The 21806-nt window shown below is 65.2% G+C and carries 23 protein-coding genes and 1 pseudogene; 9 read left to right on the plus strand and 15 right to left on the minus strand.

Annotation, left to right across the window (positions count from 1 at the left end; translation table 11 throughout):
* From ACVIYL_RS05430 to ACVIYL_RS05440, 3 genes are all read left to right on the plus strand, one after another.
* Complete coding sequence (locus tag ACVIYL_RS05430) at window positions 1-1770, plus strand: branched-chain amino acid ABC transporter ATP-binding protein/permease (RefSeq protein WP_168857604.1); 1770 nt, start codon at window positions 1-3, stop codon at window positions 1768-1770.
* Window positions 1767-2498, plus strand: coding sequence for an ABC transporter ATP-binding protein (locus ACVIYL_RS05435; RefSeq protein WP_057016004.1), 732 nt, complete (start codon window positions 1767-1769; stop codon window positions 2496-2498). The genes ACVIYL_RS05430 and ACVIYL_RS05435 overlap by 4 nt, the downstream gene beginning before the upstream one ends.
* Window positions 2499-2821: 323 nt before the next feature.
* Window positions 2822-3133: an endonuclease domain-containing protein gene (locus ACVIYL_RS05440; protein WP_229161125.1), complete on the plus strand. Its 312-nt coding sequence runs from the start codon at window positions 2822-2824 to the stop codon at window positions 3131-3133.
* A gap of 126 nt (window positions 3134-3259) precedes the next feature.
* Here the strand turns inward: ACVIYL_RS05440 and ACVIYL_RS05445 are convergent, their stop codons facing one another.
* The 9 genes from ACVIYL_RS05445 to ACVIYL_RS05485 form a co-directional block, all read right to left on the minus strand.
* Window positions 3260-4411 carry an ABC transporter substrate-binding protein gene (locus tag ACVIYL_RS05445; RefSeq protein ID WP_092085353.1) on the minus strand — a complete coding sequence of 384 codons (1152 nt, stop codon included), beginning with the start codon at window positions 4409-4411 and terminating at the stop codon, window positions 3260-3262.
* Between the two features lie 146 nt (window positions 4412-4557).
* Entirely contained in the window at window positions 4558-4977 is a 420-nt protein-coding gene (locus ACVIYL_RS05450) for an acyl-CoA thioesterase (RefSeq protein ID WP_028336535.1), read from the minus strand.
* Window positions 4978-5039: 62 nt separating this feature from the next.
* Entirely contained in the window at window positions 5040-5801 is a 762-nt protein-coding gene (locus tag ACVIYL_RS05455) for an SDR family NAD(P)-dependent oxidoreductase (RefSeq protein WP_456777933.1), read from the minus strand.
* A 20-nt stretch (window positions 5802-5821) separates the two neighbouring features.
* Entirely contained in the window at window positions 5822-7693 is a 1872-nt protein-coding gene (locus ACVIYL_RS05460; RefSeq protein ID WP_456777934.1) for a feruloyl-CoA synthase, read from the minus strand.
* On the minus strand, window positions 7690-8484 hold the full coding sequence (locus tag ACVIYL_RS05465) for a crotonase/enoyl-CoA hydratase family protein (protein ID WP_028336538.1): 795 nt from the start codon (window positions 8482-8484) through the stop codon (window positions 7690-7692). Before ACVIYL_RS05465 ends, ACVIYL_RS05460 begins: the two co-directional genes overlap by 4 nt.
* A 251-nt stretch (window positions 8485-8735) precedes the next feature.
* Window positions 8736-9197, minus strand: a complete 462-nt coding sequence (locus ACVIYL_RS05470) for a DUF3237 domain-containing protein (RefSeq protein WP_310880850.1) — start codon at window positions 9195-9197, stop codon at window positions 8736-8738.
* Between the two features lie 4 nt (window positions 9198-9201).
* On the minus strand, window positions 9202-10518 hold the full coding sequence (locus ACVIYL_RS05475; RefSeq protein WP_456777935.1) for a TRAP transporter large permease: 1317 nt from the start codon (window positions 10516-10518) through the stop codon (window positions 9202-9204).
* 6 nt (window positions 10519-10524) lie between these two features.
* A complete protein-coding gene (locus ACVIYL_RS05480) occupies window positions 10525-11091 on the minus strand; it encodes a TRAP transporter small permease (RefSeq protein WP_456777936.1) in 567 nt (188 codons plus the stop codon).
* Window positions 11092-11263: 172 nt separating this feature from the next.
* On the minus strand, window positions 11264-12286 hold the full coding sequence (locus ACVIYL_RS05485) for a TRAP transporter substrate-binding protein (protein ID WP_076832508.1): 1023 nt from the start codon (window positions 12284-12286) through the stop codon (window positions 11264-11266).
* A gap of 268 nt (window positions 12287-12554) precedes the next feature.
* Between ACVIYL_RS05485 and pobA the strand changes: the two genes are divergently transcribed.
* The gene (gene pobA, locus ACVIYL_RS05490; RefSeq protein ID WP_456777937.1) at window positions 12555-13724 is read left to right on the plus strand and encodes a 4-hydroxybenzoate 3-monooxygenase; all 1170 of its coding nucleotides are present in this window, start codon (window positions 12555-12557) and stop codon (window positions 13722-13724) included.
* A 160-nt stretch (window positions 13725-13884) separates the two neighbouring features.
* On the opposite strand, the gene ACVIYL_RS05495 is transcribed toward pobA, so the two are convergent.
* Complete coding sequence (locus tag ACVIYL_RS05495; RefSeq protein ID WP_253604899.1) at window positions 13885-14271, minus strand: DUF6632 domain-containing protein; 387 nt, start codon at window positions 14269-14271, stop codon at window positions 13885-13887.
* 231 nt (window positions 14272-14502) lie between these two features.
* Between ACVIYL_RS05495 and ACVIYL_RS05500 the strand changes: the two genes are divergently transcribed.
* Entirely contained in the window at window positions 14503-14958 is a 456-nt protein-coding gene (locus ACVIYL_RS05500; protein WP_076832511.1) for a PaaI family thioesterase, read from the plus strand.
* On the opposite strand, the gene ACVIYL_RS05505 is transcribed toward ACVIYL_RS05500, so the two are convergent.
* Window positions 14955-15848 carry a LysR family transcriptional regulator gene (locus ACVIYL_RS05505; RefSeq protein WP_456777938.1) on the minus strand — a complete coding sequence of 298 codons (894 nt, stop codon included), beginning with the start codon at window positions 15846-15848 and terminating at the stop codon, window positions 14955-14957. The genes ACVIYL_RS05500 and ACVIYL_RS05505 overlap by 4 nt on opposite strands.
* Before the next feature lie 118 nt (window positions 15849-15966).
* On the opposite strand from ACVIYL_RS05505, the gene ACVIYL_RS05510 reads away from it, so the two are divergent.
* Window positions 15967-16662, plus strand: a complete 696-nt coding sequence (locus ACVIYL_RS05510) for a pyridoxamine 5'-phosphate oxidase family protein (protein ID WP_456777939.1) — start codon at window positions 15967-15969, stop codon at window positions 16660-16662.
* Here ACVIYL_RS05510 and ACVIYL_RS05515 read toward each other — a convergent pair.
* Window positions 16583-17314, minus strand: a complete 732-nt coding sequence (locus ACVIYL_RS05515; protein ID WP_456777940.1) for a glutathione S-transferase family protein — start codon at window positions 17312-17314, stop codon at window positions 16583-16585. The genes ACVIYL_RS05510 and ACVIYL_RS05515 overlap by 80 nt on opposite strands.
* A 64-nt stretch (window positions 17315-17378) precedes the next feature.
* Window positions 17379-17612, minus strand: a complete 234-nt coding sequence (locus ACVIYL_RS05520; protein ID WP_225160897.1) for a hypothetical protein — start codon at window positions 17610-17612, stop codon at window positions 17379-17381.
* A gap of 207 nt (window positions 17613-17819) precedes the next feature.
* Between ACVIYL_RS05520 and ACVIYL_RS05525 the strand changes: the two genes are divergently transcribed.
* Window positions 17820-18518: a helix-turn-helix transcriptional regulator gene (locus tag ACVIYL_RS05525; RefSeq protein ID WP_028336549.1), complete on the plus strand. Its 699-nt coding sequence runs from the start codon at window positions 17820-17822 to the stop codon at window positions 18516-18518.
* Window positions 18518-18853, plus strand: a complete 336-nt coding sequence (locus ACVIYL_RS05530; RefSeq protein WP_456777941.1) for a YkgJ family cysteine cluster protein — start codon at window positions 18518-18520, stop codon at window positions 18851-18853. Before ACVIYL_RS05525 ends, ACVIYL_RS05530 begins: the two co-directional genes overlap by 1 nt.
* Before the next feature lie 6 nt (window positions 18854-18859).
* On the opposite strand, the gene ACVIYL_RS05535 is transcribed toward ACVIYL_RS05530, so the two are convergent.
* Window positions 18860-19261: a hypothetical protein gene (locus tag ACVIYL_RS05535; protein ID WP_016847470.1), complete on the minus strand. Its 402-nt coding sequence runs from the start codon at window positions 19259-19261 to the stop codon at window positions 18860-18862.
* Between the two features lie 171 nt (window positions 19262-19432).
* A complete protein-coding gene (locus ACVIYL_RS05540; protein WP_016847469.1) occupies window positions 19433-19786 on the minus strand; it encodes a DUF3307 domain-containing protein in 354 nt (117 codons plus the stop codon).
* Between the two features lie 425 nt (window positions 19787-20211).
* Between ACVIYL_RS05540 and ACVIYL_RS05545 the strand changes: the two are divergent.
* Window positions 20212-21622: pseudogene (locus ACVIYL_RS05545) on the plus strand (TAXI family TRAP transporter solute-binding subunit).
* The last annotated feature ends 184 nt before the right edge of the window (window positions 21623-21806 follow it).

Raw genomic sequence — 21806 nt, forward strand, 5'->3', positions numbered from 1 at the left:
ATGACGCAGCGCCTTCCCCTCATCATCTTCGCGCTCGTGATGGCGGTGATTCCGCTTGTCCCGGGCATCCCGCCGTTCTGGATCGTGCTGCTCGACAATATCGGCCTCGCCGCGCTGGTCGCGATGGGCCTCGTGCTGCTCACCGGCGTCGGCGGCCTGACCTCGTTCGGCCAGGCCGCGTTCTGCGGCTTCGGCGCCTACACCACGGCGGTGCTGACCACCGCCTACGGCGTCTCGCCCTGGCTGACGCTGCCGGCTTCGCTCTTGGTCAGCGGCATCGCGGCCGTGCTGCTCGGCATCGTCACGGTGCGGCTATCCGGCCATTATCTGCCGCTCGGCACCATCGCCTGGGGCATCGGGCTATTCTATCTGTTCAGCAAGCTCGAATTCCTCGGCCGCAACGACGGCATCTCCGGCATTCCGCCGCTGTCGATCGGCTCGTTCAAGATGCTGAGCCCGGATGCGATCTACTACGCGATCTGGGTCGCGGTGCTGCTCTCCGCGCTGCTGACCATGAACCTCTTGGACTCCCGCACCGGGCGCGCGATCCGCGCCCTGCGGCGCGGCCATGTCGCGGCCGAAGCGTTCGGCGTGCAGACGCCCCGCGCGAAGCTGTTGGTGTTCATCTATGCCGCGGTGCTGGCCGGCCTGTCCGGCTGGCTCTATGCGCATTTCCAGCGCGCCGCCAATCCGACGCCGTTCGGCGCGCAGGCCGGCATCGAGTATCTGTTCATCGCCGTGGTCGGCGGCGCGGGCTACGTCTGGGGCGGCGTGCTCGGCGCCGGCATCGTCGTGATCCTCAAGGAGGTGCTGCAGAGCTACCTGCCCTACATCTTCGGCGGCCAGAGCCAGCTCGAGACCATCGTGTTCGGCATCATGCTGGTGCTGCTGTTGCAGCTCGCGCCTCAGGGCGTCTGGCCCTGGCTGATGTCGCGGCTGCCGTTCAAGCCCGCCCGCAAGACCCCGGACACGTCCGTGAAACTGGAGCACCGCGAACGAGCGCCCGGAACGTCTCCGATCCTTCTGCACATCGACAAGGCGCGCAAGCAGTTCGGCGGCGTGCTCGCGGTCAACGACGTCTCGTTCGACGTCAACGCCCGCGAGATCGTCGCGCTGATCGGCCCGAACGGCGCCGGCAAGAGCACGACCTTCAATTTGATCACCGGCGTCCTGACCGCAACCAGCGGCAAGATCTCCGTGCTCGGCAACGAGGTCGCGAACGCTCCGCCGCAGGAGGTGGTCAAGCTCGGCGTTTCCAGGACTTTTCAGCACGTCAAGCTGGTGCCCGACATGACCGTGCTGGAAAATGTCGCGATCGGCGCGCATCTGCGCGGCAATTCCGGCGCGATCTCCAGCATGCTGCGGCTCGACCGCGCCGACGAGGCGAGGCTGCTGGCGGAAGCCGCGCGGCAGATCGCGCGCGTCGGCCTGTCGGACCAGATCGACCAGCTCGCGGGCTCGCTGTCGCTCGGACAGCAGCGCATCGTCGAGATCGCCCGCGCGCTGTGCGTCGATCCGATGCTGCTGCTGCTCGATGAGCCGGCCGCCGGCCTGCGCCACATGGAGAAGCAGCGGCTGGCCGCGCTGCTCCGGCAATTGCGCGACGGCGGCATGTCGGTGCTGCTGGTCGAGCACGACATGGGGTTCGTGATGGATCTCGCCGACCGCATCGTGGTGCTGGATTTCGGTACCAAGATCGCCGAGGGCACGCCGGCCGCGATCAAGCGCAATCCCGACGTGATCAAGGCCTATCTCGGAGCCGCCGCATGAGTGCGCTGCTATCGGTGACCGACGTCCACATCTCCTACGGCAAGGTCGAGGCGGTGCGCGGCGTTTCGCTCGACGTCGCCCAGAACGAGATCGTCACCATCATCGGTGCCAACGGCGCCGGCAAGACCACCTTGCTCAACGCCATCATGGGCGTGCTGCCGCTGAAGGGGCGCACCAGCTTCGCCGGCGTCGACATGGCGCCGCTCGATATCGAGGACCGCGTCGCCACCGGCCTCAGCCTGGTGCCCGAGCATCGCGAATTGTTCGGCACAATGAATGTCGAGGACAATCTCGAGCTCGGCGCGTTCCGGATCGCGAAGGCCGTCGCGGCCGCCTCGCTGGAGCGGGTCTACACGCTGTTTCCGCGGCTCAAGGAGCGGCGCAAGCAGCTTGCCGGAACGCTGTCCGGCGGCGAGCAGCAGATGCTGGCGATGGGCCGCGCGCTGATGGGCGCGCCGAAGCTCCTGATGCTGGACGAGCCGAGCCTCGGCCTCGCCCCGATCATCGTCGCCGACATCTTCCGCATCGTCGGCGAGCTCCGCGCCGCCGGCGTCTCGGTGCTCCTCGTCGAGCAGAACGCCCAGGCCGCATTGCAGATCGCCGACCGCGCCTATGTCATGGAGCTCGGCGAGTTCGTGCTGTCAGGCCCCGCGACGGAGATCGCCGCCAACAAGGGCGTCGCCGCGAGCTATCTCGGCTTCCAGCACGAAGGCGAGAGTGCGATTTAGGACGCGCAACTCCATCGCGGAGAGACCGTCACCCCACCTCGCCGCGCATTACATGCGCGGCGATCCTCCCCCTCCAGGGGAGGATGAAGGCAGGTGCGCCTTCCGGGAAATGATTTCTGACCGCGCTTGCATTCGCGCAAGGATTGCGCTCCACTTCACCCTCCCCTGGAGGGGGAGGGTCGATTGCGCGCGCGATGCGCAGCATCGCGGGTGCGATCGGGGTGGGGTGAAGCCACACAAATGGTCTCAACATCAATCCGCAGAGCCGCCGCGAAGAGCTGCGCGCCAACACGACGCCGCATGAACGAATCCTGTGGCGCGCGCTGAGAGAGCTGCCAACGGACGGAACGCATTTTCGAAGGCAGGCACCGATTGGCCCTTACGTCGTCGATTTCTTCTGCCCGGCCAAGCGACTCATCGTCGAGTTGGACGGTGGACACCACAACGACGATAAAGTGGCGAAGCGCGATCGTGCGCGACAAGAGTGGCTGGAGCGGGAAGGATATCGCGTCGTCAGGTTCTGGAATTCGGAGGTCAGTGAGGATTTGAATGCCGTGCTCGAACGGATCTATGTCGAGCTCTATGGCGCTCGCGAAGCGGAAGCTGTGCCGCTGAAGCACTACCGACGGCGATAGACCACCACCCCACCCCGCTTCACATCGCTACTTGCGATGCGAAGCGACCCTCCCCCTCCAGGGGAGGGTAAGAAAAAGCCGGCCCCATCGGGACCGGCTTTTTCGTTTTCACGGATTGCGTCCAGCTTACATCGCCGGGACGTATTTGCCGTCCTTGACCGTCAGCAGGATACGCGAACGGTCGTCGAGGCCGTAGCGATCCTTTTCGGTCCAGTTGTAGACGCCCTGGGTCGCGACGATCTCCTTCTCGGAGATGAAGGCCTTGCGGATCGCCTCGCGGAATTCCGGCGTGCCGGGCTTGGCGGTCTTCAGCGCCACCGGGATGATGCGCTTCATCACCTCGAATGCATCGTACGAGTGGCCGGCGAACTGGCTGCGGCTGTTGGCGCCGTACTTGGCTTCATAGGCCGTATTCAGCGCGAGGCCGGGCTTCTTGGTCAGCGCGCTGTCGGGCTGGGTTTCCGGCGACATGATCGGGCCGGCCGACATGATGACGCCTTCCGCGGCCGCACCGGCGATGCGGATGAAGTCCATGCTGGCGGCGCCGTGGGTCTGGTAGATCAGACCCTTGTAGCCGCGCTCGCGCAGCGCGGTCTGCGGCAGCGCCGCGGCGGTGCCGGAAGCACCGACGAGGATGGCATCGGGATTGGCGGCGACGAGCTTCAGCACCTGGCCCGCGACCGAGGTATCCGGACGCGCGAAGCGCTCCTCGTCGGTCATAGTCAGGCCCATCGGCACGGCCTGCGCCTTGAAGTCGTTGACCCAGAGATCGCCGTAGGAATCCGAATAGCCGATATAGCCGACGGTCTTGATGTTGTGCGCCTTCATGTGCTCGTAGAGCACCTTGCCCATGATCGGAATCGACTGCGGCAGGTCGACCGACCACTTCATGCGCGCCTCGTTGATCGGGAACGGCGCGAGGCCGAAATGCGGGATGCCGGCCTCGTTGGCGACCGTCGACACCGCGATCGACGGCGGCGTGGTGCAGGAGCCCATGATGATGTCGGCCTTGGACTCGGTGACGAAGCGCCGCGCGTTGGTGGTCGCGGCCGTCGGATCGCCACCGTCGTCGAGCACGATCAGCTTCAGCGGTACGCCGCCGATCTCCTTCGGCACGAAATCGAGCGCGTTGCGCTCGGGAATGCCGAGCGCCGCGGCGGGCCCCGTGGTCGAGATCGAGATGCCGATGGTGATTTCATTGGTCTGCGCCAGTGCGGGCGCGCCCGGCAGCGCGATGGCTGCTGCGAGCGCCGCGGCGACGAGAGTGGCCTTCCTCATTCATTCCTCCCTGCAGTTAAGTTTTTTGGGTTTAAACCGGTTTTGCGGGCCAATTCAGCCCCTTCTTTAGAGCATGATCCGGAAAAGTGGAAACCGGTTTTCCGAGAGGATCATGCTCCGAAAGTCGAGCCATGAAGGGGTGCAAGTCAGCCCTTCATGAAGCGGTCAATGATCTCCTGCGGAAACGGTGCCGATTTCAGCTTGGCGGGATCGTCCGGGTGGCGGCCGACCAGCACCCTGGTCTCGAACGCCTCGATCGCCAACGCCTCGCCCTTGAACACGCGGTGCACCACCTCGAAGCTCGAGCGCTTGATGCTCTCGATCCGGCTCTCGATGGTAATCCAGTCGCCATGGGTCGATGGGATGTGAAATTTCGCCCGCGTGTCGACCATGGGAATGCCGACCAGGCCGTATTTGTGGACGAGGTCCTGCTTCGAATAGCCGGCGGCCTCGAACATGATCGAGGTCGAGTCGTCGAACATCGCGAAGTAGCGCGGGTAATAGACGATGTTGGCGGGGTCGCAATCGCCCCACTGGATCTGCACGTCGCGCCGATTGACGAACATGGTTTATCCTCGATCGAGCATGAGCGATCCGGAAGGGCGTTCGTGCTCTTCCGGATCATGCTTCAGCGCGGCGCCATCCGGAGCGCGGCATCGAGCCGCACCACTTCGCCGTTCAGATAGGGATTGTCGATCATGTGCAGCGCCAGCGAGGCGAACTCGTCGGCCTGGCCGAGCCGGCGCGGGAACGGGATCGCGGCGGCAAGCGAATCCTGCGCTTCCTGCGGCAGGCCGGCCAGCAGGGGCGTCATGAACAGGCCGGGCGCGATGGTCAGCACGCGGATGCCGAGTTGCGCGAGCTCGCGCGCAATCGGCAGCGTCATTGCGACGATGCCGCCCTTCGATGCCGAATAGGCCGCCTGGCCGATCTGGCCGTCATAGGCCGCGACCGAGGCCGTTGAGATCACGACGCCGCGCTCGCCGGTTGCGAGCGGCTCGAGCTTGGCCATGTCAGCGGTCGCAAGCCGCAACATGTTGAAGGAGCCGATCAGATTGACCTTGATCACCTTGTCGAAGTCGCCCAGCGCCATCGGCCCCTCGCGACCGATCACGCGTTTTGCCACCCCAATGCCGGCACAGTTCACCAGCACGCGCGCGGGGCCGTGCGCCTTGGCGGCGGCGGCCACCGCGGCCTCGGCCGCCGCAGCATCGGCGACGTCGCAGACGACGGGAATGCCGCCGATCTCCGCCGCGACGCTCTCGGCGAGCTTGGCGTTGAGATCGCAGACCGCGACCTTGGCGCCCTGCGCGGCGAGACGGCGCGCGGTCGCAGCGCCCAATCCCGATGCACCGCCGGTGACGATGGCGGCCTGGTCCTTCAACTGCATGGCTTTCTCCTGTTCGAGAACTAGACGAGTGTGATCACCGATGCCGGCGGCACCGGCGCATAAAGCGCTTCGATGATGTCCGTGCGATGCTCCAGCACCGCGCGCTGGTTGATCGAGCCCTTGTCGGTGACCTCGCCGCGATCGATCGACAGCGGCGTGTCGAGCAGGATCGCGCGCGCGATCCGGTTCGACGAGCCGGTGGCGCCGGCCAGGACGCGCGCGAAGCGCTCGCGGAAGGCCGTCCGCACCAGCGGATCATTGGCCGCGACGGCGATGTCGCCAGAGGCGAGCTGCGGATTGATCAGGCGGCAGCCGTCGAGATCGAGGATCACGATCGCGGCGAGCTCGTCGCGGTTGAGCCCCGCGATCACGACGTCGCGCACCAGCGGCGCGCAGGTGCCGACGAAGCGCGCCCGCAACGGTCCGACGCTGACCCAGGTGCCGCTCGCCAGCTTGAAATCCTCGGCGATGCGGCCGTCGAAATCGAAACCGGCATCGAGATCACCAGCGTCGGCAGGCTTCAGCGCGTCGCCGAACTTGTAAAAGCCCTCCTCGTCGAACGCCTTGGCGGTCAGCTCGGGCTGCCGCCAGTAGCCCGGCGTCACGTTCGGGCCCTTGGCGCGGACCTCGAGCTTGCCGTTGTTCGGAACGAGCTTCGCATCATTGCCCGACACCGGAAGCCCGACATGGCCGGAGCGGCTGGTATCCGGGCGCACCGACATGAAGAACGGCGAGGTCTCGGTGGCGCCGAGGCCGGTCAGGACAGGCACACGATAGCCCTTCTCCTGCACGGCGAGCGCATCGAGGCTGTTCCAGACGAACGGCGACAGCGCGGCGCCCGAGAAGAACATCGCATGCAGCCGGTCGAAGAATCTTGCCCGCAGACCGGCGTCGTCGCGCAGATAGGGCAGCAGCGATTCATAGCCCTTGGGCACGTTGAAATAGACCGTCGGCGAGATCTCGCGCAGGTTACGCACCGTCTCCTCGATGCCGCCGGGCATCGGCTTGCCCTCATCGAGATACATCGAGCCGCCGTTATAGAGCGTCAGCCCGACGTTATGGTTGCCACCAAAGGTGTGATTCCACGGCAGCCAGTCGACGATCACCGGCGGCTCGTCCTTGAGGAACGCCAGCGTCTCGCGCAGCATCACCTGGTTGGCGCAGATCATGCGCTGGGTATTGATGACGGCCTTGGGATTGCCGGTCGACCCCGACGTCAGCAGGAATTTCGCGATCGTGTCCGGACCGATTGCTGCATGGGTCGCATCGAGGCGTGGGTCTTCCGGCGTCGCCAAGAGGCCGGCAAGACGCGTCACCTCACGGCCGGGCACGGTGCCGCGGCTCGCGGCGATCTCGACATCGGATCCGACATTGGCACGCAGCGCGTCGGCGAATTTATCGGCATCGTCGACAAAGATGAGGCCCGGCGTCAGAAGCTTGATGACGAAGCTGAGCTTGCCATAGTCGCGCGACACCAGCGAATAGGCCGGCGACACCGGGCAGAACGGAACGCCGGCATAGAGCGCGCCGAGCGCCATCAGGGCATGATCGATCGAATTGCCCGACAGGATCACGATCGGCCGCTCGGGCGACAATCCGCGCGCGATCAAGGCGGAGGCGATGCGCCTGATAGCCTCGAGCAATTGCACGTAGGTGATTTGCCGCCAGCCGCCACCGGCGGCGCGCTCGGCCATGAACACGCGGTTCGGCTCGGCCTTCGCCCAGTGGTGCAGGCGATCGGTGAGGCGAACCGGAAAATCGGCGAGGCTGAGCTTCGGTCGGAGATAGATCGTGCCGTCGTCGCGGCGCTCGACGGTGACGTCGGGATTGCCGAACGAGATCGGGCGCAGCGGATGCGCGGTCGCAGTGGTCGCAGACGGCGCGGCACTCATGTCGGCTTTACCTTGGCGGTCTTGCGATCAAGGAACGCGCGGATGCGCTTCTTGGCTTCCTTGTCGCTCTGCGCCACCGTCGCCATCAGCGATTCCATCAACAGGCCGGTCTGCGGATTGGCCTCGGCGATCATCGGCAGCGCCTGCAACACGGCGAAGTTGGTCAGCGGCGCATTGGCGGCGACGCGCTCGGCAAGCTCCAGCGCTTTCGGCAGCGCGCCGTCGGCCTCGGTGAGGTATTGCGAGAAGCCGTAGGCGGCGCCCTCGGTCGCCGAATAGACCCGCCCGGTCAGCATCATGTCCGCCATCCTGGGCACGCCGATCAGGCGCGGCAACCGCACCGATCCGCCGCCGCCGACGAAGATGCCGCGCTGGCCCTCGGGCAGCGCGAAATAGGCCGACGGCTCGGCGACCCGGATATGCGCGGCGCAAGCCAGCTCCAGCCCGCCGCCGATTACCGCGCCCTTCAGCGCGGCGATGACAGGCACGCGGCAATACTGGATGCGGTCGAACACGCGATGCCACATCTGGGAATGCACCAGGCCCTCGGTGGCGTCGCGCTCGGTCAGTTCGGAGAGGTCGAGGCCGGACGAGAAGTGGTCGCCGATGCCATGGATGACGACGGCGCCGACCGCATCCGGTATCGCGGAGAAGCAATCCCGCAGCGCCAGGATGATGCCGTCATTGAGCGCATTGCGCTTGGCGGGACGGTTCAGCCCAACCGTCAGCACCGCCCCCCGCGTCTCGATCCTGAGCAGCGAGGCGTCTCCCCCGCCGGCAGCGTTTCCCATGGCGTTATTGTTTCCCGTTCAGAATAGTTATGTTTTATAACTATTAGCGGGAGAGTCAATCAATATGGGCGCGCACGGCTGTCGATTCCGTCATCCTGAGGTGCACGCGCAAGCGGGCCTCGAAGGATGCACGGCCCGGGTGGTGGCCGTCGACCCTTCGAGACGGCCGCTGCGCGGCCTCCTCAGGGTGACGGTGATGGAGTTGATGCGCGCGCCCCCTCCCGGCAGGTGAGACGGCAAGTGTGCGAAAGCTAAAGCACCTGATGCACGTCGATCACGACCCGGTCGGCGTGGCGGGCGGCGGAGCCGACGAAGATGTGCTGCATCAGCCAGCGGTAGTTCTCGGCGCCGGTTTCGAATTTCGGAACGGTACGGAAATAGATCAGCTTCGGATCGACGGCCTCGCCGCGCTTCAGCTTCTGCAACAGCTCGACCGGCCCGAAGCGGATGCCCTTGTTCTCGACATAGACGACGGCGCCGTCGTCGGTCTCGAACGCGTATTTCGCCTCCAGCTCGATCAGCTCATCGGGCCGGATGATCTGGAAGTCGGCACCGAACGCCAGCACCCTGCCGTTGACCTTCTCGCCCCTCACCTCGCCGCCGATGATCGGAATGATGCGGCGAACGCCGGTGCCGATGTCGCCGGCGGACGTCACCTCCGCGATCCGGGCGGTTATGGTGAAGACGTATCTGGTCTCAAGCTCGGGATTCATAGGCCTAACCAATCATGCGCTGCGGCAGCCAGGTCGCAAGCAGCGGGAACAGGATCAGGATCACCAGCCGGATCAGATCGGTGATGACGAACGGCAGCACCCCGACAAAGATCGTCGACATGTTGACGTCCTTGATGACGCTCTTGATCACGAACACGTTCATGCCGACCGGCGGATGGATCAGGCCGAGCTCGACCGTCATGACGATGATGATGCCGAACCAGATCGGATCGAAGCCGAGCGCGGTCACCACCGGAAACACGATCGGCACGGTGAGGATCACCATCGCCATCGCGTCCATCAGGCAGCCGAGCACCAGATACATCAGGAGGATCAGCGCCAGCACGCCATAGGGGCCGATGCCGAGCCCGGTGAGGAATTCAGTGACGTGCTGCGGCGTCTGCGTGATGGTGAGGAAATAGCCGAAGCAGAGCGCGCCGATCAGCACCGTGAACACGGCGGCCGCGGTGCGCGTCGCCTGCAGCAGCGATTGCAGGATGCCTTCCCTGGTCAGCTTGCCGCGGAGGATACCGATGATGAAGGCGCCCACCGCGCCGACCGCGCCGGCTTCGGTCGGGACAAAGAAGCCGCCATAGAGCCCGCCGATCACGAACAGGAACAGCAGCAGCGGCGACCAGACGTCGCGCAGCGCGACGAAGCGCTCGTGCCACGATGCTTTCTTTCCCGCCGGCAGGAAGCCGGGCCGCGCCACGCCGATGATGCCGATCGTGATCATGTGCATCACGATAGCGAGCAGGCCCGGCACTACGCCCGCGATGAACAGCTTGCCGATATCCTGCTGGGTGATGATGCCGTAGACCGCGAGCACGGTGGACGGCGGCAGCATCGCCCCGAGCGTGCCGCCGACCGCGATCACGCCGGCGGCGAATGATTGCGGATAGCCGAAGCGGCGCATCTCGGGATAGGCGACGGCCGAGAAGGTCGCGGCGGTCGCGACCGACGAGCCCGAGATCGCGGCGAAGCCGCCGCAGGCTGCGATCGTCGCAATGCCGAGCCCGCCCTTCCAATGGCCGACGAAGGTGTTGGCGGCGCGGAACAGCTCGCGGCTGATGCCCGAGACCGACACGAAGGCGCCCATCAGCAGGAACATCGGGATCACGCCGAAGGAATAATCCGTCACCGTACGCATCGTGGTCTGGCCGACCAGCTTGAGCGCCGGCGCGAAGCCGGTGAGATAGCCAAAGCCGGTGATGCCGACGAGACCCATCGCCATGCCGACGGGGACACGGAGCAGCATCAGCACGAACAGGCTGACAAAGCCGATGACGGCGACGGTCTCGGGACTGAGGTCGAGACTCATGGCCGTCTACTCCGCGGTCTTGATCTTGGCATCATGGATATCTTCCGGATGGAAGATCAGGCGGTAGGTGCGGATCGCGATCAGCAGCACCGCGGAGACGTCGCCGATCCACGACACCAGGAAGAACGGCCAGACCGGCACGCCGAGATCCATGGTGACGATATGGCTGTTCCTGGTGTCGATCACCTTGTCGACCAGCGTGTAGGTCTGCACGCTCACCACGAACAGCAGCACCAGCGTCGCGAAGATGTCGATCCAGCGCTGGTGGCGCGGCGAGGCATTGGCCCAGACCAGATCCACGGTGATGTGGGTACCGCGATAGCTCGTCGCCGCGATGCCCCAGAAGATCAGGATGCCGAGCAGGAACTGGCCGAAATTGTAGTAGTCGGGGATCGTCACCGCGAAGAATTTGCGCATGAACACCGCGGTGAAGGTGTTGAGCGCGACGACGCCAACGAAGAAGGCCGCGACCCATTCGATCGAATCGATGAAGCGATCCATGAAATTTTTGCGCGCCGGCTCGGGTGGGCCGGTGATCGCGCCGTCTTGGGAAACTTCGGCAGATTGCGTCATGCGTTGCTTCGATGAGCTCCCTCTCCCCCGCTCTTGCGGGGAGAGGGTTGGGGTGAGGGGCTGCTTCCACGAGTCGTGAATGCGGTGAGACCTGTACCCCCTCACCCGGATCGCATCTGACGATGCGATCCGACCTCTCCCCGCAAGCGGGGAGAGGTGAAGGGGAGCGGGATCAGATCCCCGCCTCGAACTTCTTCAGCGTGGCCTGCAGATCGGCGTCGATCTTTGCCGCATCGCCGCCGGCCTTTTTCACCGCCTCGGCCCAGCTGTCGCGCAGCGGCTTGACCGCCTTCTTCCACTCGGCGAGCTGGTCCGAAGTCAGCGGATAGACCTCGTGGCCTTCCAGCGCCTTCATCTTGGTGCGGCCATTGGCTTCGAAATCGGTCCAGGGGTCGGTGACCTTGGAGGCCCATTCCGGCGTGCAGTGATCGTCGATCACCTTCTTCTGGGCAGCCGACATCGAATTATATTTGGCGAGGTTCATGTTGTAGGTGAACACCGTCGAATAGAGCGGCACGTCCATGTGGTACTTCACCACCTTGTCGATGCCGAACAGGAAGATCGAGCCCCAGGGGAAGGTGATCTCGTCGGCCACGCCGCGCTCGATCGCGTCGCGCGATTCCGGCGCGGAGGCCTGCACATTGGTGCCGCCGAACATCTTCACCATCTCGCCGATGGTGCTCTGCGCGGGACGCACCTTGACGCCGGAGAGGTCGCTCGGCAGCACGATCTTCTTCTTGCCGTGCAGCGCGCCCGGATCGTGGATGAAGGCGAAGCACAGCTTGGTGTCCTTCATCTCGGTCGGCGCATATTTGTGATACCACTCGTTCAGCGCCAGCGTGCCCTTCTTGCCGTCGGAGAAGGTGAACGGAAGCTGGCCGGCGGCCGCGATCGGGAAACGGCCGGGCTGATAGCCAGGATTGACATAGGTGACGTCGGCGATGCCGTCGCGCGCCATGTCGTAATGGTCGAACGCCTTGCCGAGTTGCTCGGACGGAAACACGGTGACCTTGATGGTGCCGCCCGATGCCTTCTCGATGTCGGCGGCCCAGGCCTGGGTCGCGGGCACCAGCGGATGCGCCGGCGGCACCCATAGCGACACCTTGAGATTGACGGTCTTGTCCTGCGCGACGGCAGGTCCCGCGGCCGGCACGATGGCGGCGGCCATCAACACCGCCAACATTGTCTTCCTCATCACGTCTCCTCCTCTCCAGGACGGGCTTCGTGCCCGGCTCATTACTTAACATGTTATCTAATTCGCGCGGATATTCAAGATGAAATCCGGCGGGCGGACGCCTCGTCGCACCCTCCGCCCGGTCCCGCGCCACCGCATCTTGTGCTGCGGCGAACGCGCGGGTCCCGCGCAAATCCGCCTTGCCAAAATCGTTATATGATATAGTTGCCTTGGCAAGTTGCCGGCGCGGGCACCGGCTAAAAGCCTATCCGATCGGGAGGACAAGGTATTGCGGACAAAAGTAGCAATCATTGGTGCAGGTCCGGCCGGACTGTTGCTTGGGCAACTACTTCATACTTTCGGCGTAGACAACATCATTCTTGAGCGGCAGACCCCGGACTATGTGCTGGGGCGGATTCGCGCCGGGCTGCTCGAGGAAGGCACCGTGTCGCTGCTCGAGAGCGTCGGCGCCGCTGCCCGGCTGCACCAGGAGGGCCTCGTCCATCACGGTCTCGAACTGGCGTTCGGCGGCGCACGGCACCGCATCGACCTGCATGGTTGGACCGGCAAGACCGTGACCATCTACGGCCAGACCGAGGTCACGCTCGACCTGATGAATGCCCGCAAGGAGGCCGGCCTGACCTCGATCTACTCGGCGGCCGACGTCAAGCCGCTTGATTTCGATACCGATCATCCGCGCGTCAGCTACGTCAAGGACGGCGTCACCCACGAGATCGCCTGCGACTTCATCGCCGGCTGCGACGGCTTCCACGGCATCAGCCGCGCCAGCATGCCGGCGTCGGCGATCACCAGCTACGAACGGGTGTATCCGTTCGGCTGGCTCGGCATCCTCTCGGAGACGCCGCCGGTCTCGCCGGAGCTGATCTACAACAACCACGAGCGCGGCTTTGCGCTGTGCACGATGCGCTCGTCCCACCGCAGCCGTTACTATGTGCAGTGCCCGCTCGACGATCATGTCGACCAATGGTCGGACGAGCGGTTCTGGGACGAATTGAAGCGGCGCCTCGACCAGAAGGCCGCCGACGAGATCGTCACCGGCCCCTCGATCGAAAAGAGCATCGCGCCGCTGCGCAGCTTCGTCGCCGAGCCGATGCGGTTCGGCCGCATGTTTCTGGCGGGCGACGCCTCGCACATCGTGCCGCCGACCGGTGCCAAGGGCCTCAACCTTGCCGCCAGCGACGTGCATTATCTGTCGCAGGCGCTGCGCGAATACTACGACGAGAAATCCTCCGCCGGCATCGATGCCTATTCGGGACGCGCGCTGGCGCGGGTCTGGAAGGCGGTGCGCTTCTCCTGGTGGATGACCTCGATGCTGCACAAATTCCCCGACGAGGGCGAATTCGCCGCGCGCATCCAGATCGCCGAGCTCGACTACCTCGTCAGCTCGAAGGCGGCGTCGACCTCGCTGGCGGAGAATTACGTGGGGCTGCCGTTCTGATCACCGACTGCCGGCTTCGTCATCCCGCGCAAAGGCTTCGCCGTTGTCTCGAGGTGCCGGCGCAGCGAGCCTCGAAGGATGCACGGCCCGGCCGGTAGCCGTCGATCCTTCGAGACGGCGCTGCGCGCCTCCTCGGGATGACGGGACGTGATGCCTGGGCTTAGGCAGCCGCAACGGCCGGCTTCGGCATCAGCCAGGCCAGCACCAGCGCGATCAGCAACAGCGCCGGGATGTCGCCCAGCAAGTGACCGCGCTCGGCCTCGTCACTGATCGCCTGCACGGCCATGATGCCGCCATGCACGACGCTCGACCACACCGCGAACCAGATCAGGCTGCGGTGCCGCAGCGGATCGCGCGCGGCGAGCAACAGGAATACGCCCAGCGTCGCATAGATGCCGACGATCATCATCGGGTAATGCGAATGGCCGTGGCCCCAGGACCAGCCGGACGGCCAGAGCTGGAACAGCGGATAGACAGCGAAAATCGCGATCAGACCGACCGCGACGAGCGCAATGCGAAGGCAGGTCAGGCGGGTCTCGGCCGACATGGTCTCTCCTCACGCCATGGACGCGGCGCGGAGCATGTCACAAACTGCGGCCGGATGCGCGTGAACTGCGTCACGGTTGGGAAGCGGCCGCGATGCTGACATTGTATCCCGCACCCGGCGCGAGCGAGCTTCAAACAGCCGTGCAAATCCCGTTTAAAACTTTGTAGGCGGTGAAACCGTCATCGACATCGCGTTCAATGGCGTCAACCCAACGTCATATGCGAGCTTCAGATGACCACCGATACGCAAGTCGTGCCCGACAATCCCCAAGACGTCCCTCAAGGCTTCGAGCCGCTGTTCCGCAAGAGCCCGCTCACCGAGCCCTGGGAGCCGCTTTACCAAAAGAAGACCGAGCGGGCCGTCATCATCGGCCTGCGGCTGGCGAGGCCGCACACCAACGGCCGCGGCCTGATCCATGGCGGCCTGATCGCAGCCCTTGCCGACAACGCGATGGGCTATAGCTGCGGCCAGGCGACCGGCTGGACCACCTCGTTCGTGACGATCTCGCTCGCGGTCGATTTCGTAGGCTCCGCCAATGTCGGGCAATGGCTCGCGATCGAGAGCGACGTGATCAAGACCGGCAGCACGATCTGCTTCGCGCAGAGCCTGATCAAGGCCGACGGGGTGACCATCGCGCGCGCCAACGGCACCTTCCGCGTGGTGCCGAAGAAGCCGCCGGTGAGCTAGTCGAAATACCAGTCGGTGACCTCGGTCACGAGATCGATGAAGGTCCGCACCTTGGCCGACAACAGCCGCGTCGTCGGATAGACGACGTGGATCGGCACAGCCGGCTGCTCGAACTCGGCGAGCACGATCTGGAGCCGCCGCGCCTTCAGCGATTCGGCCGCCTGGTAGGCCATCACCCGGGTCAGTCCGCCGTCCTGCTCGGCGTACTGGATGGCGGCGTCCGAGCTGTTGCTGGTGAAGCGCGGCGTAGGGGTGATGCGGACTTCGCGGCCATCCTCCATGAAGCGCCAATCCGGCGTCGCGGTCATGGCGCCGAACTGGATCGTGTCGTGGGCGGTGAGGTCCGCCGGTCGCTTCGGCTCGCCGCGACGCTTGAGATAGCTGGCCGACGCCACCACGATGCGGCGCATCCGGCCGACATGCCGCGCCACCAGCGTCGAATCCGGGAGGTGCCCGAGCCTGACCGCGAGGTCGACGCCGTCCTCGACCAGATTGATCCTGCGATCCGACAGCCGCAGGTCGACGCCGACGCCGGGATAGCGCTTCAGATAGGCGCTCACCACCGGGCTGACATGGAGCCGCCCGAAGCCGAACGGTGCCGAGATCACCAGCCGTCCCTCGGGGCGGGTGCGCTCGCTCTCCACCGCGTCCTCGGCCTCCTCGACGTCGGCGAGGATCCGGCGCGCCCGCTCCAGGTAGCGCGAGCCGGCGTCCGTCAGCGTCACCTGCCGCGTGGTCCGCTGCAGCAGCCGCGCGCCGAGCCGCTCCTCCAGCGCCGCGATCAGCCGCGTGATGGCGGACGGCGACAGGCCGAGCTTGCGGGCGGCGGGGGCAAACCCCTCGAGGTCCGCCACCGCGACGAAGGCCTGCATGGCGTCGATCCGGTCCATGGCACTATTGCATAATCGGCAACAGTGAAGTGTCAATGCACAAGATTGCTTACGATCTGGGAATGTCCATCTTAAGCGGCGAGGACAACCACTCAGGCGCCCGTCACGGGAGGCTCCGATGTCAGATGGTCACAGCTATGCGAGCGACGTCGCATTCAGTCCGGCGGTGAAGGCGATCCAGACCCGCAAGGGCTCACGCGCCACCTACGCCGAAGTCGAGGCACATGGCGGCTGGCGCAGCGAGATCGACGAGAACCTCGCCGGCTTCCTCGGCGAGGTGAACAGCTTCTATCTCGCGACCGCCTCGGCCGACGGCCAGCCCTACATCCAGCATCGCGGCGGACCGAAGGGTTTTATCAAGGTGCTCGACAAGCACACCATCGCGTTCGCCGACTACAGCGGCAATCGCCAGTTCATCACCCAGGGCAATCTCTCGGAGAATGCCAAGGCCTATATCTTCGTGATGGATTACGCGCACCGCCGCCGCGTCAAGCTGTGGGGCGAGGCGAAGGTGGTGGAGGACGATCCGGCGCTGACCCGCACGCTGATGCCGCAGGGCTACCGGGCGCGGCCCGAGCAGGTGATCCTGTTCAAGGTCACGGCGTGGGACACCAACTGCCCGCAGCACATTCCGCAAAAGTTCGACGCGGCCGATGTCGCGGCAGCGCTGGCCTCGCGCGACCAGCGCATCGCCGAGCTCGAGGCGGAGCTGGCCGCGCTCCTGCGGGGCCGGCTTAGGCCGCCTGCCGCTGCAGCGGCGCCCAGGCGAATTCCGGATAGTATTGCCGCATCATCCGGCCGACATAGGCGGTGAGATTGTCAAACTTCTCGGTGCGCTCGCGCAGCGGCGAATCGAAGAACGGGGTGAGGATTCCCGCCAGCGCGCCGAACGCGGTGGCATCGGTGCCGCACGGCGCATCGCCCATCAGATACGGCTTGTCGCCGAGCTGCACCGACAGCGCGAACAGCGAACGGATCGCGAGATCGACGTCTTCGTCCGGTCCGTGGCGGCCAAGTCCGCTCAGCAGATAATTCTCGGCAACGCGGAACTGGGCGTCCTCGCGCATCTTGTCGCGCATATGGTCGGGCGCGCCGTCGAAGAAATGCGCGGGCCCCTTGGCGAAATTGGTGTCGTCGACCCATCGCGCGCCGACCAGCGCCCAGTAGACGTGATGCTCGATCATGCGCTCGAAGGCCCAGGCCTGGGCGCGCGCCTGCAGGCTGAGCGGCGCGTCGAAATCGAAGCCGTATTTGCCCTCGATATGGGCGCGGATGAAGGTCGAATCGGCGATCGTCTCGCCGTCGTCGGCGATGAACGGCAGCTGGCCCTTGGGAGACGCCGGCGGCATCGCCTTCTCCTTGCGATAGTCGAGCCCGGCCATCTTGAGCTGGACCTCGGTTTTGGTCACGAAGGGGCTAATTTCCGGCAAGCCGAAGCCCGTGCCAAAGCCAAAAAGCGTAATCATATAAAGCTCCCGATCGCCTGTGGTCGTGAATTGAAGCTAGCCGTCCCCTGCTGCCAGCATGGTGTCAGCAGTAGTGGCATTCACTGTCGAACGGGCCGACGGGTGCGAGGCGGCGAACCGCCCCGCGAACGCGCTTGACCAGCCGTGCCCGCCCGTAGGACCAGACCGTGCTGATCGACTGTGCGATCAGCGCGACCAGGGCCCAGCGCAGGTCGCCGGAGGTGGAGTAGACCGTGACCAGCTGTTCCAGCGCAAAGCCTTGCGCCTGCCGGAAACCGAGTTCGTCAAGATTCGTCATGGACAAATTCCCTTCACTTGAGGTGTTGTCCTGATATAGCCCCCACCTGCTGCCAACATGCTGTCAGCAGTAGCCGGACGGGACCCAGAAAAGCCTGCGCACCGAGAGACGACGAGACCCGTCAAGACACTCGTCAAGACGGCTGCCAAAACCGCTACCGAGACACTCGACAAGACACGTGCCAAGAGAGCGATCGAGAGAGTTGCCATGAGACGCGCCGACCGGCTGTTTCAGATCATCCAGGTGCTCCGCCGCACCCGTAAGCCTTTGACCGCCGATGCAATCGCCGCCGAGCTCGAGACATCGAAGCGGACGATCTATCGCGACATCGCCAGCCTGATCGAACAGCGGGTGCCGATCCGCGGCGAGGCCGGCATGGGCTACATCCTGGAGAAGGGATTCGACCTGCCGCCCTTGATGCTGACACCCGACGAGATCGAGGCCTGCGTGCTCGGCGCACAATGGGTGGTCGGCCACGCCGATCCGGCGCTGGCGCGCGCGGCCGAGGACCTGATGGCCAAGATCGCCGAGACCGTGCCCGACCGACTGCGGCCGTTCGTGCTGGAGCCGGCAAGCCGGGCCCGCTCGGCCTGGAACCGGGAGCCCGACCGCATCGACATGGTCAGGACCCGCAGCCAGATCCATGAGGGCAAGAAGATCACGCTGAACTATCGCGACGAGCATGGCCGCGACTCTGAGCGCACGATCTGGCCGATCGCGGTCGGCTATCACGAGGCGGTGCGGCTGCTCGCCGCCTGGTGCGAGCTGCGCAAGGATTTCCGCAGCTTCCGCACCGACCGCGTGGTCACGGCGGTCTATCACGACGAGAAATATCCGGAGCGGCGCGACCTGCTCAGGGCGCGCTGGCGGCGCAGCCTGGTCTGGGAAGCGCCGAGGGACACCTGATGGCCGACAACGCGACCGACGCAGCCGACGCAAGCCCCTGCCCGTCCTGCGGCGCCTGCTGCAGCTATTCGGAGAACTGGCCGCGCTTCACCATCGAGGACGACGCGCAGCTCAATCTGATCCCACCGCAATTCGTCAACGCGCGACAATCAGGCATGCGCTGCGAGGGCGACCGCTGCTCGGCGCTAGCGGGCCGGGTCGGAGAAGCAACGCGCTGCGAAGTCTATGCGGTGCGGCCGGAAGTATGCCGGACCTGCCAGCCGGGCGACGCGGAATGCGCGATGGCGCGGCGCCGGCACGGGCTGCCGCTCATCGCGAGCGCGCAGCCGATCTAACAGACGTTACGCCGTGACCCTGTCGCTGACGTCCTCGTCGTCGAGCTCGTCATCGACGATCGGCGCGAAGGTCGTCAGCGGCTTGGTCGACAGCGTGATCGGCTTGCGGCCGCCATGCGAAACGGTCGCGGCGCGGGCCGGCTCACGCGACAGCGCGTAGAGCGTCGAGCCGACACGGCCACCCGAATTCGCCAGCTCCCACTCGCTGCAGCTCGACGCGATCGCGACCGCGAGCGCGTGCAGATGGCTGCGGCGATAGCAGAACAGCGCGAGCCTCGCCCTGACGTCGGGCGCGACATTGGCAACCAGCAACGAGAGCCCGTTCGGATTGGCGCGATACATCTGGCCGAGCAGGTCGTCGGCCACCGGGCAGGCATCGTTCTCGAAGGCGTCGCGGCTTGAAAACATTTGCATATCCCCCTCGATCGGGAAGATGCCGCGTAATCCTCTAACGAAAGGTTAACCACGGCCTCCGGTCGCTTCCGGAGGCTCTTGCCCGTTGCGCGCGAATCACATCCGCCCGCCGCGGCCCGGCTGGCTTCCTGGTCCAGGATGTGAGGAAAGGTGCGCGCGAACCGCTCAGTTCGCGGCCATGTAGATCGACAGCGCGAAGCCGGTGAGGTGGTGCAGCGCCTGGTCGACCCCGATCAGGGTCCAGAACCAGGGGTGGCCGGATTCCAGCGTCACGCCGAAATGCGAGGCGCAGATGCCCTTGGCCCGATCGACGATGATGTGGATCACGAAGTCAATGAAGGCGACGTACCAGAACCGCGGCGCCACCACCAGGATCAGCGCCAGCGCGACCGCGAGATGGACCAGGCAATGCGCCAGCAGCGGCAGCGCCCAGCCGGTTTTCTGGTCCTTGCCGATCGCCATCCAGGCGTTCTGCAGCATGAAGTCGGCGATGATGTGCTTTGCGGTGAGAAGCAACATCCATCCCACCAGGGCACCAACCGACACCGACGATGACATGGAGGGAAACAACAAGCTGACGCCCTTTTACTTCGATGAATGTGATTGCAAGAAATCCGGGTCAGGTCGTCAGCACAATTCCGCAAACCGAAGCGTGTCTCATTTATGACATCTCCGGCGCCGGAATGCACCTGCGCCTCCTCGAAAATCACATCTCGCTCCGACCGTGGATAGTGGCAATGGTCATGTGGCATCGCGGCGCAGGCCGGCCGAGATTAAGGTTACGGCCGGCGGCCGGTTTGCATTCCCCCCGGGGAGGTATATCGTCGGCAACATAGGAAATTTTCTTTCTTTTATAGCCATTTACGGATTCACCGGGCAGCGCCGCGCCGATCGGGTCGCGGCAACGGGCCGTCCCGGACGGGTGATGAGCCAGGTAATCAGCCATGAGTGCCGAAGCCCCCTCGCCTGCGCCGATGCCGCCGCCGCGCCCTCCGGTCGCCAAAACGGTCGTCAAGACCAACCGCGTGCAGATCATCGTCTTCACCCTGCTGACGCTGCTCCTGAGCGCGGTCACCGTGATCGGCGGCCGGCTCTGGCTGCGCAATTCCGAAACGCTGGTGTTCGCGGTCGGCGATGCCAACGGCCCGGAGGCGAAATTCGCCGCCAAGCTCGCCACCGTGCTGAAGAACAATTCGTCGCGGCTGCGGCTGAAGATCGCGCCGAACCCCGACAACGCCAGGGCGCTGGCGCAATTCGATCGCCGCGACGCCTCGCTTGCCGTCCTGCGTACCGACGCAAGGGTGCCGCCGCGTGCCCGCGCCATCGCGATCCTCGAGCATGACGTGGTGCTGGTGCTCAGCCCCGGCGGCAAGAAGATCAAATCGCTGAGCGAGCTCAAGAAGAAGCGGATCGCGGTCGTCGGCGACGGCGAGAACAGCGTCAATTTCGTCCGCAGCGCGCTCGAGATTGCCGACAGCCCCGACGCGGCGCAGCGGGTACAGCAGGCGCCGCCGAACACACCTTTCGACAAGCTGTTCGCCTCCGGCTTTGCCGCTGTGATCGCGATCGAGCATGCCTCGAAGATCGTGAAGGACAAGACCTACGAGCAATATGCCAAGCGCGCCGGCGGCTTCACGCTGAATGCGATCGACGCGGCCAAGGCGCTGGCGCGCAAATACCCGGCGATTTCGGAGGAGACGGTCTCGACCGGCATGCTGTCGTCCTCGCCGGCGATCCCCGATGACGAGGTCGACACCATTGGGCTGGAATGGCTGCTGGTCGCGCAATCCTCAATGTCCACGACGACAGCCGCCGAGCTCGCCCGCATCATCTACGAGAACAAGTCGGAACTCGCGCTCGACGACGGCTTCGCCTCCAAGATCGAGCCGGCGGCGACCGACAAGGACGCCTTCATCGTCGCCCATCAGGGCGCCGCCGAATACATCAACGACGATACCAAGTCGTTCATGGATCGCTACAGCGACGTGATGTATCTCGCTGCCGCCGCGCTCAGCATCATCGGCTCGATCTTCGCCGCGATCTACACCAAGATCACCCGCGTCGCACCGGAGAAGGCCAGCGAGCTGGGCGGGCAGGATCCTCGACATCGGCGAGCGCGTCGAGCACGCCACTTGCGCCGAGCATCTCGACGAATTGCAGGACGAGCTCGAGGCGATCCTGCGCGGCGCGGTGACCGGCCTGCGCGACGGCACCGTTTCCGGCGACGGAATGGACACGTTCAAGCTCGGCTACGAATTGGTCCGCGACGAGATCGCACTGCGCCGCGATCACCTCAAGCGCCACCCGGCGACGCCGGACGAGAACCTCGTGGTGGTGAAGGCGGCGAACGGGTGAAACCAAGCCGTTGGTTGCGCCACAGATACAACTGTCGTCCCTGCGATCGCGCCACATGCACCACTGTCGTCCTGGCGAAAGCCAGGACCCATTACCACCGCTTTTGCTGATGAACGGGATCGCGGCCCCAGCATCGCGCAACAATTGAGACTTGGGGTAATGGGTCCTGGCTTTCGCCAGGACG

The sequence above is a fragment of the Bradyrhizobium sp. USDA 3315 genome (assembly GCF_054056795.1).

Excerpts from the sequence above, each read along its gene's own strand:
- ACVIYL_RS05485 (WP_076832508.1), bottom strand. The coding sequence starts at position 12,286 with ATGAGGAAGACAATGTTGGCGGTGTTGATGGCCGCCGCCATCGTGCCG.
- ACVIYL_RS05520 (WP_225160897.1), bottom strand. The coding sequence starts at position 17,612 with ATGACGAATCTTGACGAACTCGGTTTCCGGCAGGCGCAAGGCTTTGCG.
- ACVIYL_RS05510 (WP_456777939.1), top strand. The coding sequence starts at position 15,967 with ATGTCAGATGGTCACAGCTATGCGAGCGACGTCGCATTCAGTCCGGCG.
- ACVIYL_RS05500 (WP_076832511.1), top strand. The coding sequence starts at position 14,503 with ATGACCACCGATACGCAAGTCGTGCCCGACAATCCCCAAGACGTCCCT.
- ACVIYL_RS05535 (WP_016847470.1), bottom strand. The coding sequence starts at position 19,261 with ATGTTTTCAAGCCGCGACGCCTTCGAGAACGATGCCTGCCCGGTGGCC.
- ACVIYL_RS05475 (WP_456777935.1), bottom strand. The coding sequence starts at position 10,518 with ATGAGTCTCGACCTCAGTCCCGAGACCGTCGCCGTCATCGGCTTTGTC.
- ACVIYL_RS05515 (WP_456777940.1), bottom strand. The coding sequence starts at position 17,314 with ATGATTACGCTTTTTGGCTTTGGCACGGGCTTCGGCTTGCCGGAAATT.
- ACVIYL_RS05460 (WP_456777934.1), bottom strand. The coding sequence starts at position 7,693 with ATGAGTGCCGCGCCGTCTGCGACCACTGCGACCGCGCATCCGCTGCGC.
- ACVIYL_RS05465 (WP_028336538.1), bottom strand. The coding sequence starts at position 8,484 with ATGGGAAACGCTGCCGGCGGGGGAGACGCCTCGCTGCTCAGGATCGAG.
- ACVIYL_RS05480 (WP_456777936.1), bottom strand. The coding sequence starts at position 11,091 with ATGACGCAATCTGCCGAAGTTTCCCAAGACGGCGCGATCACCGGCCCA.
- ACVIYL_RS05435 (WP_057016004.1), top strand. The coding sequence starts at position 1,767 with ATGAGTGCGCTGCTATCGGTGACCGACGTCCACATCTCCTACGGCAAG.
- ACVIYL_RS05455 (WP_456777933.1), bottom strand. The coding sequence starts at position 5,801 with ATGCAGTTGAAGGACCAGGCCGCCATCGTCACCGGCGGTGCATCGGGA.
- ACVIYL_RS05445 (WP_092085353.1), bottom strand. The coding sequence starts at position 4,411 with ATGAGGAAGGCCACTCTCGTCGCCGCGGCGCTCGCAGCAGCCATCGCG.
- ACVIYL_RS05450 (WP_028336535.1), bottom strand. The coding sequence starts at position 4,977 with ATGTTCGTCAATCGGCGCGACGTGCAGATCCAGTGGGGCGATTGCGAC.
- ACVIYL_RS05525 (WP_028336549.1), top strand. The coding sequence starts at position 17,820 with ATGAGACGCGCCGACCGGCTGTTTCAGATCATCCAGGTGCTCCGCCGC.
- ACVIYL_RS05540 (WP_016847469.1), bottom strand. The coding sequence starts at position 19,786 with ATGTTGCTTCTCACCGCAAAGCACATCATCGCCGACTTCATGCTGCAG.
- ACVIYL_RS05495 (WP_253604899.1), bottom strand. The coding sequence starts at position 14,271 with ATGTCGGCCGAGACCCGCCTGACCTGCCTTCGCATTGCGCTCGTCGCG.
- ACVIYL_RS05530 (WP_456777941.1), top strand. The coding sequence starts at position 18,518 with ATGGCCGACAACGCGACCGACGCAGCCGACGCAAGCCCCTGCCCGTCC.
- ACVIYL_RS05505 (WP_456777938.1), bottom strand. The coding sequence starts at position 15,848 with ATGGACCGGATCGACGCCATGCAGGCCTTCGTCGCGGTGGCGGACCTC.
- ACVIYL_RS05470 (WP_310880850.1), bottom strand. The coding sequence starts at position 9,197 with ATGAATCCCGAGCTTGAGACCAGATACGTCTTCACCATAACCGCCCGG.
- ACVIYL_RS05430 (WP_168857604.1), top strand. The coding sequence starts at position 1 with ATGACGCAGCGCCTTCCCCTCATCATCTTCGCGCTCGTGATGGCGGTG.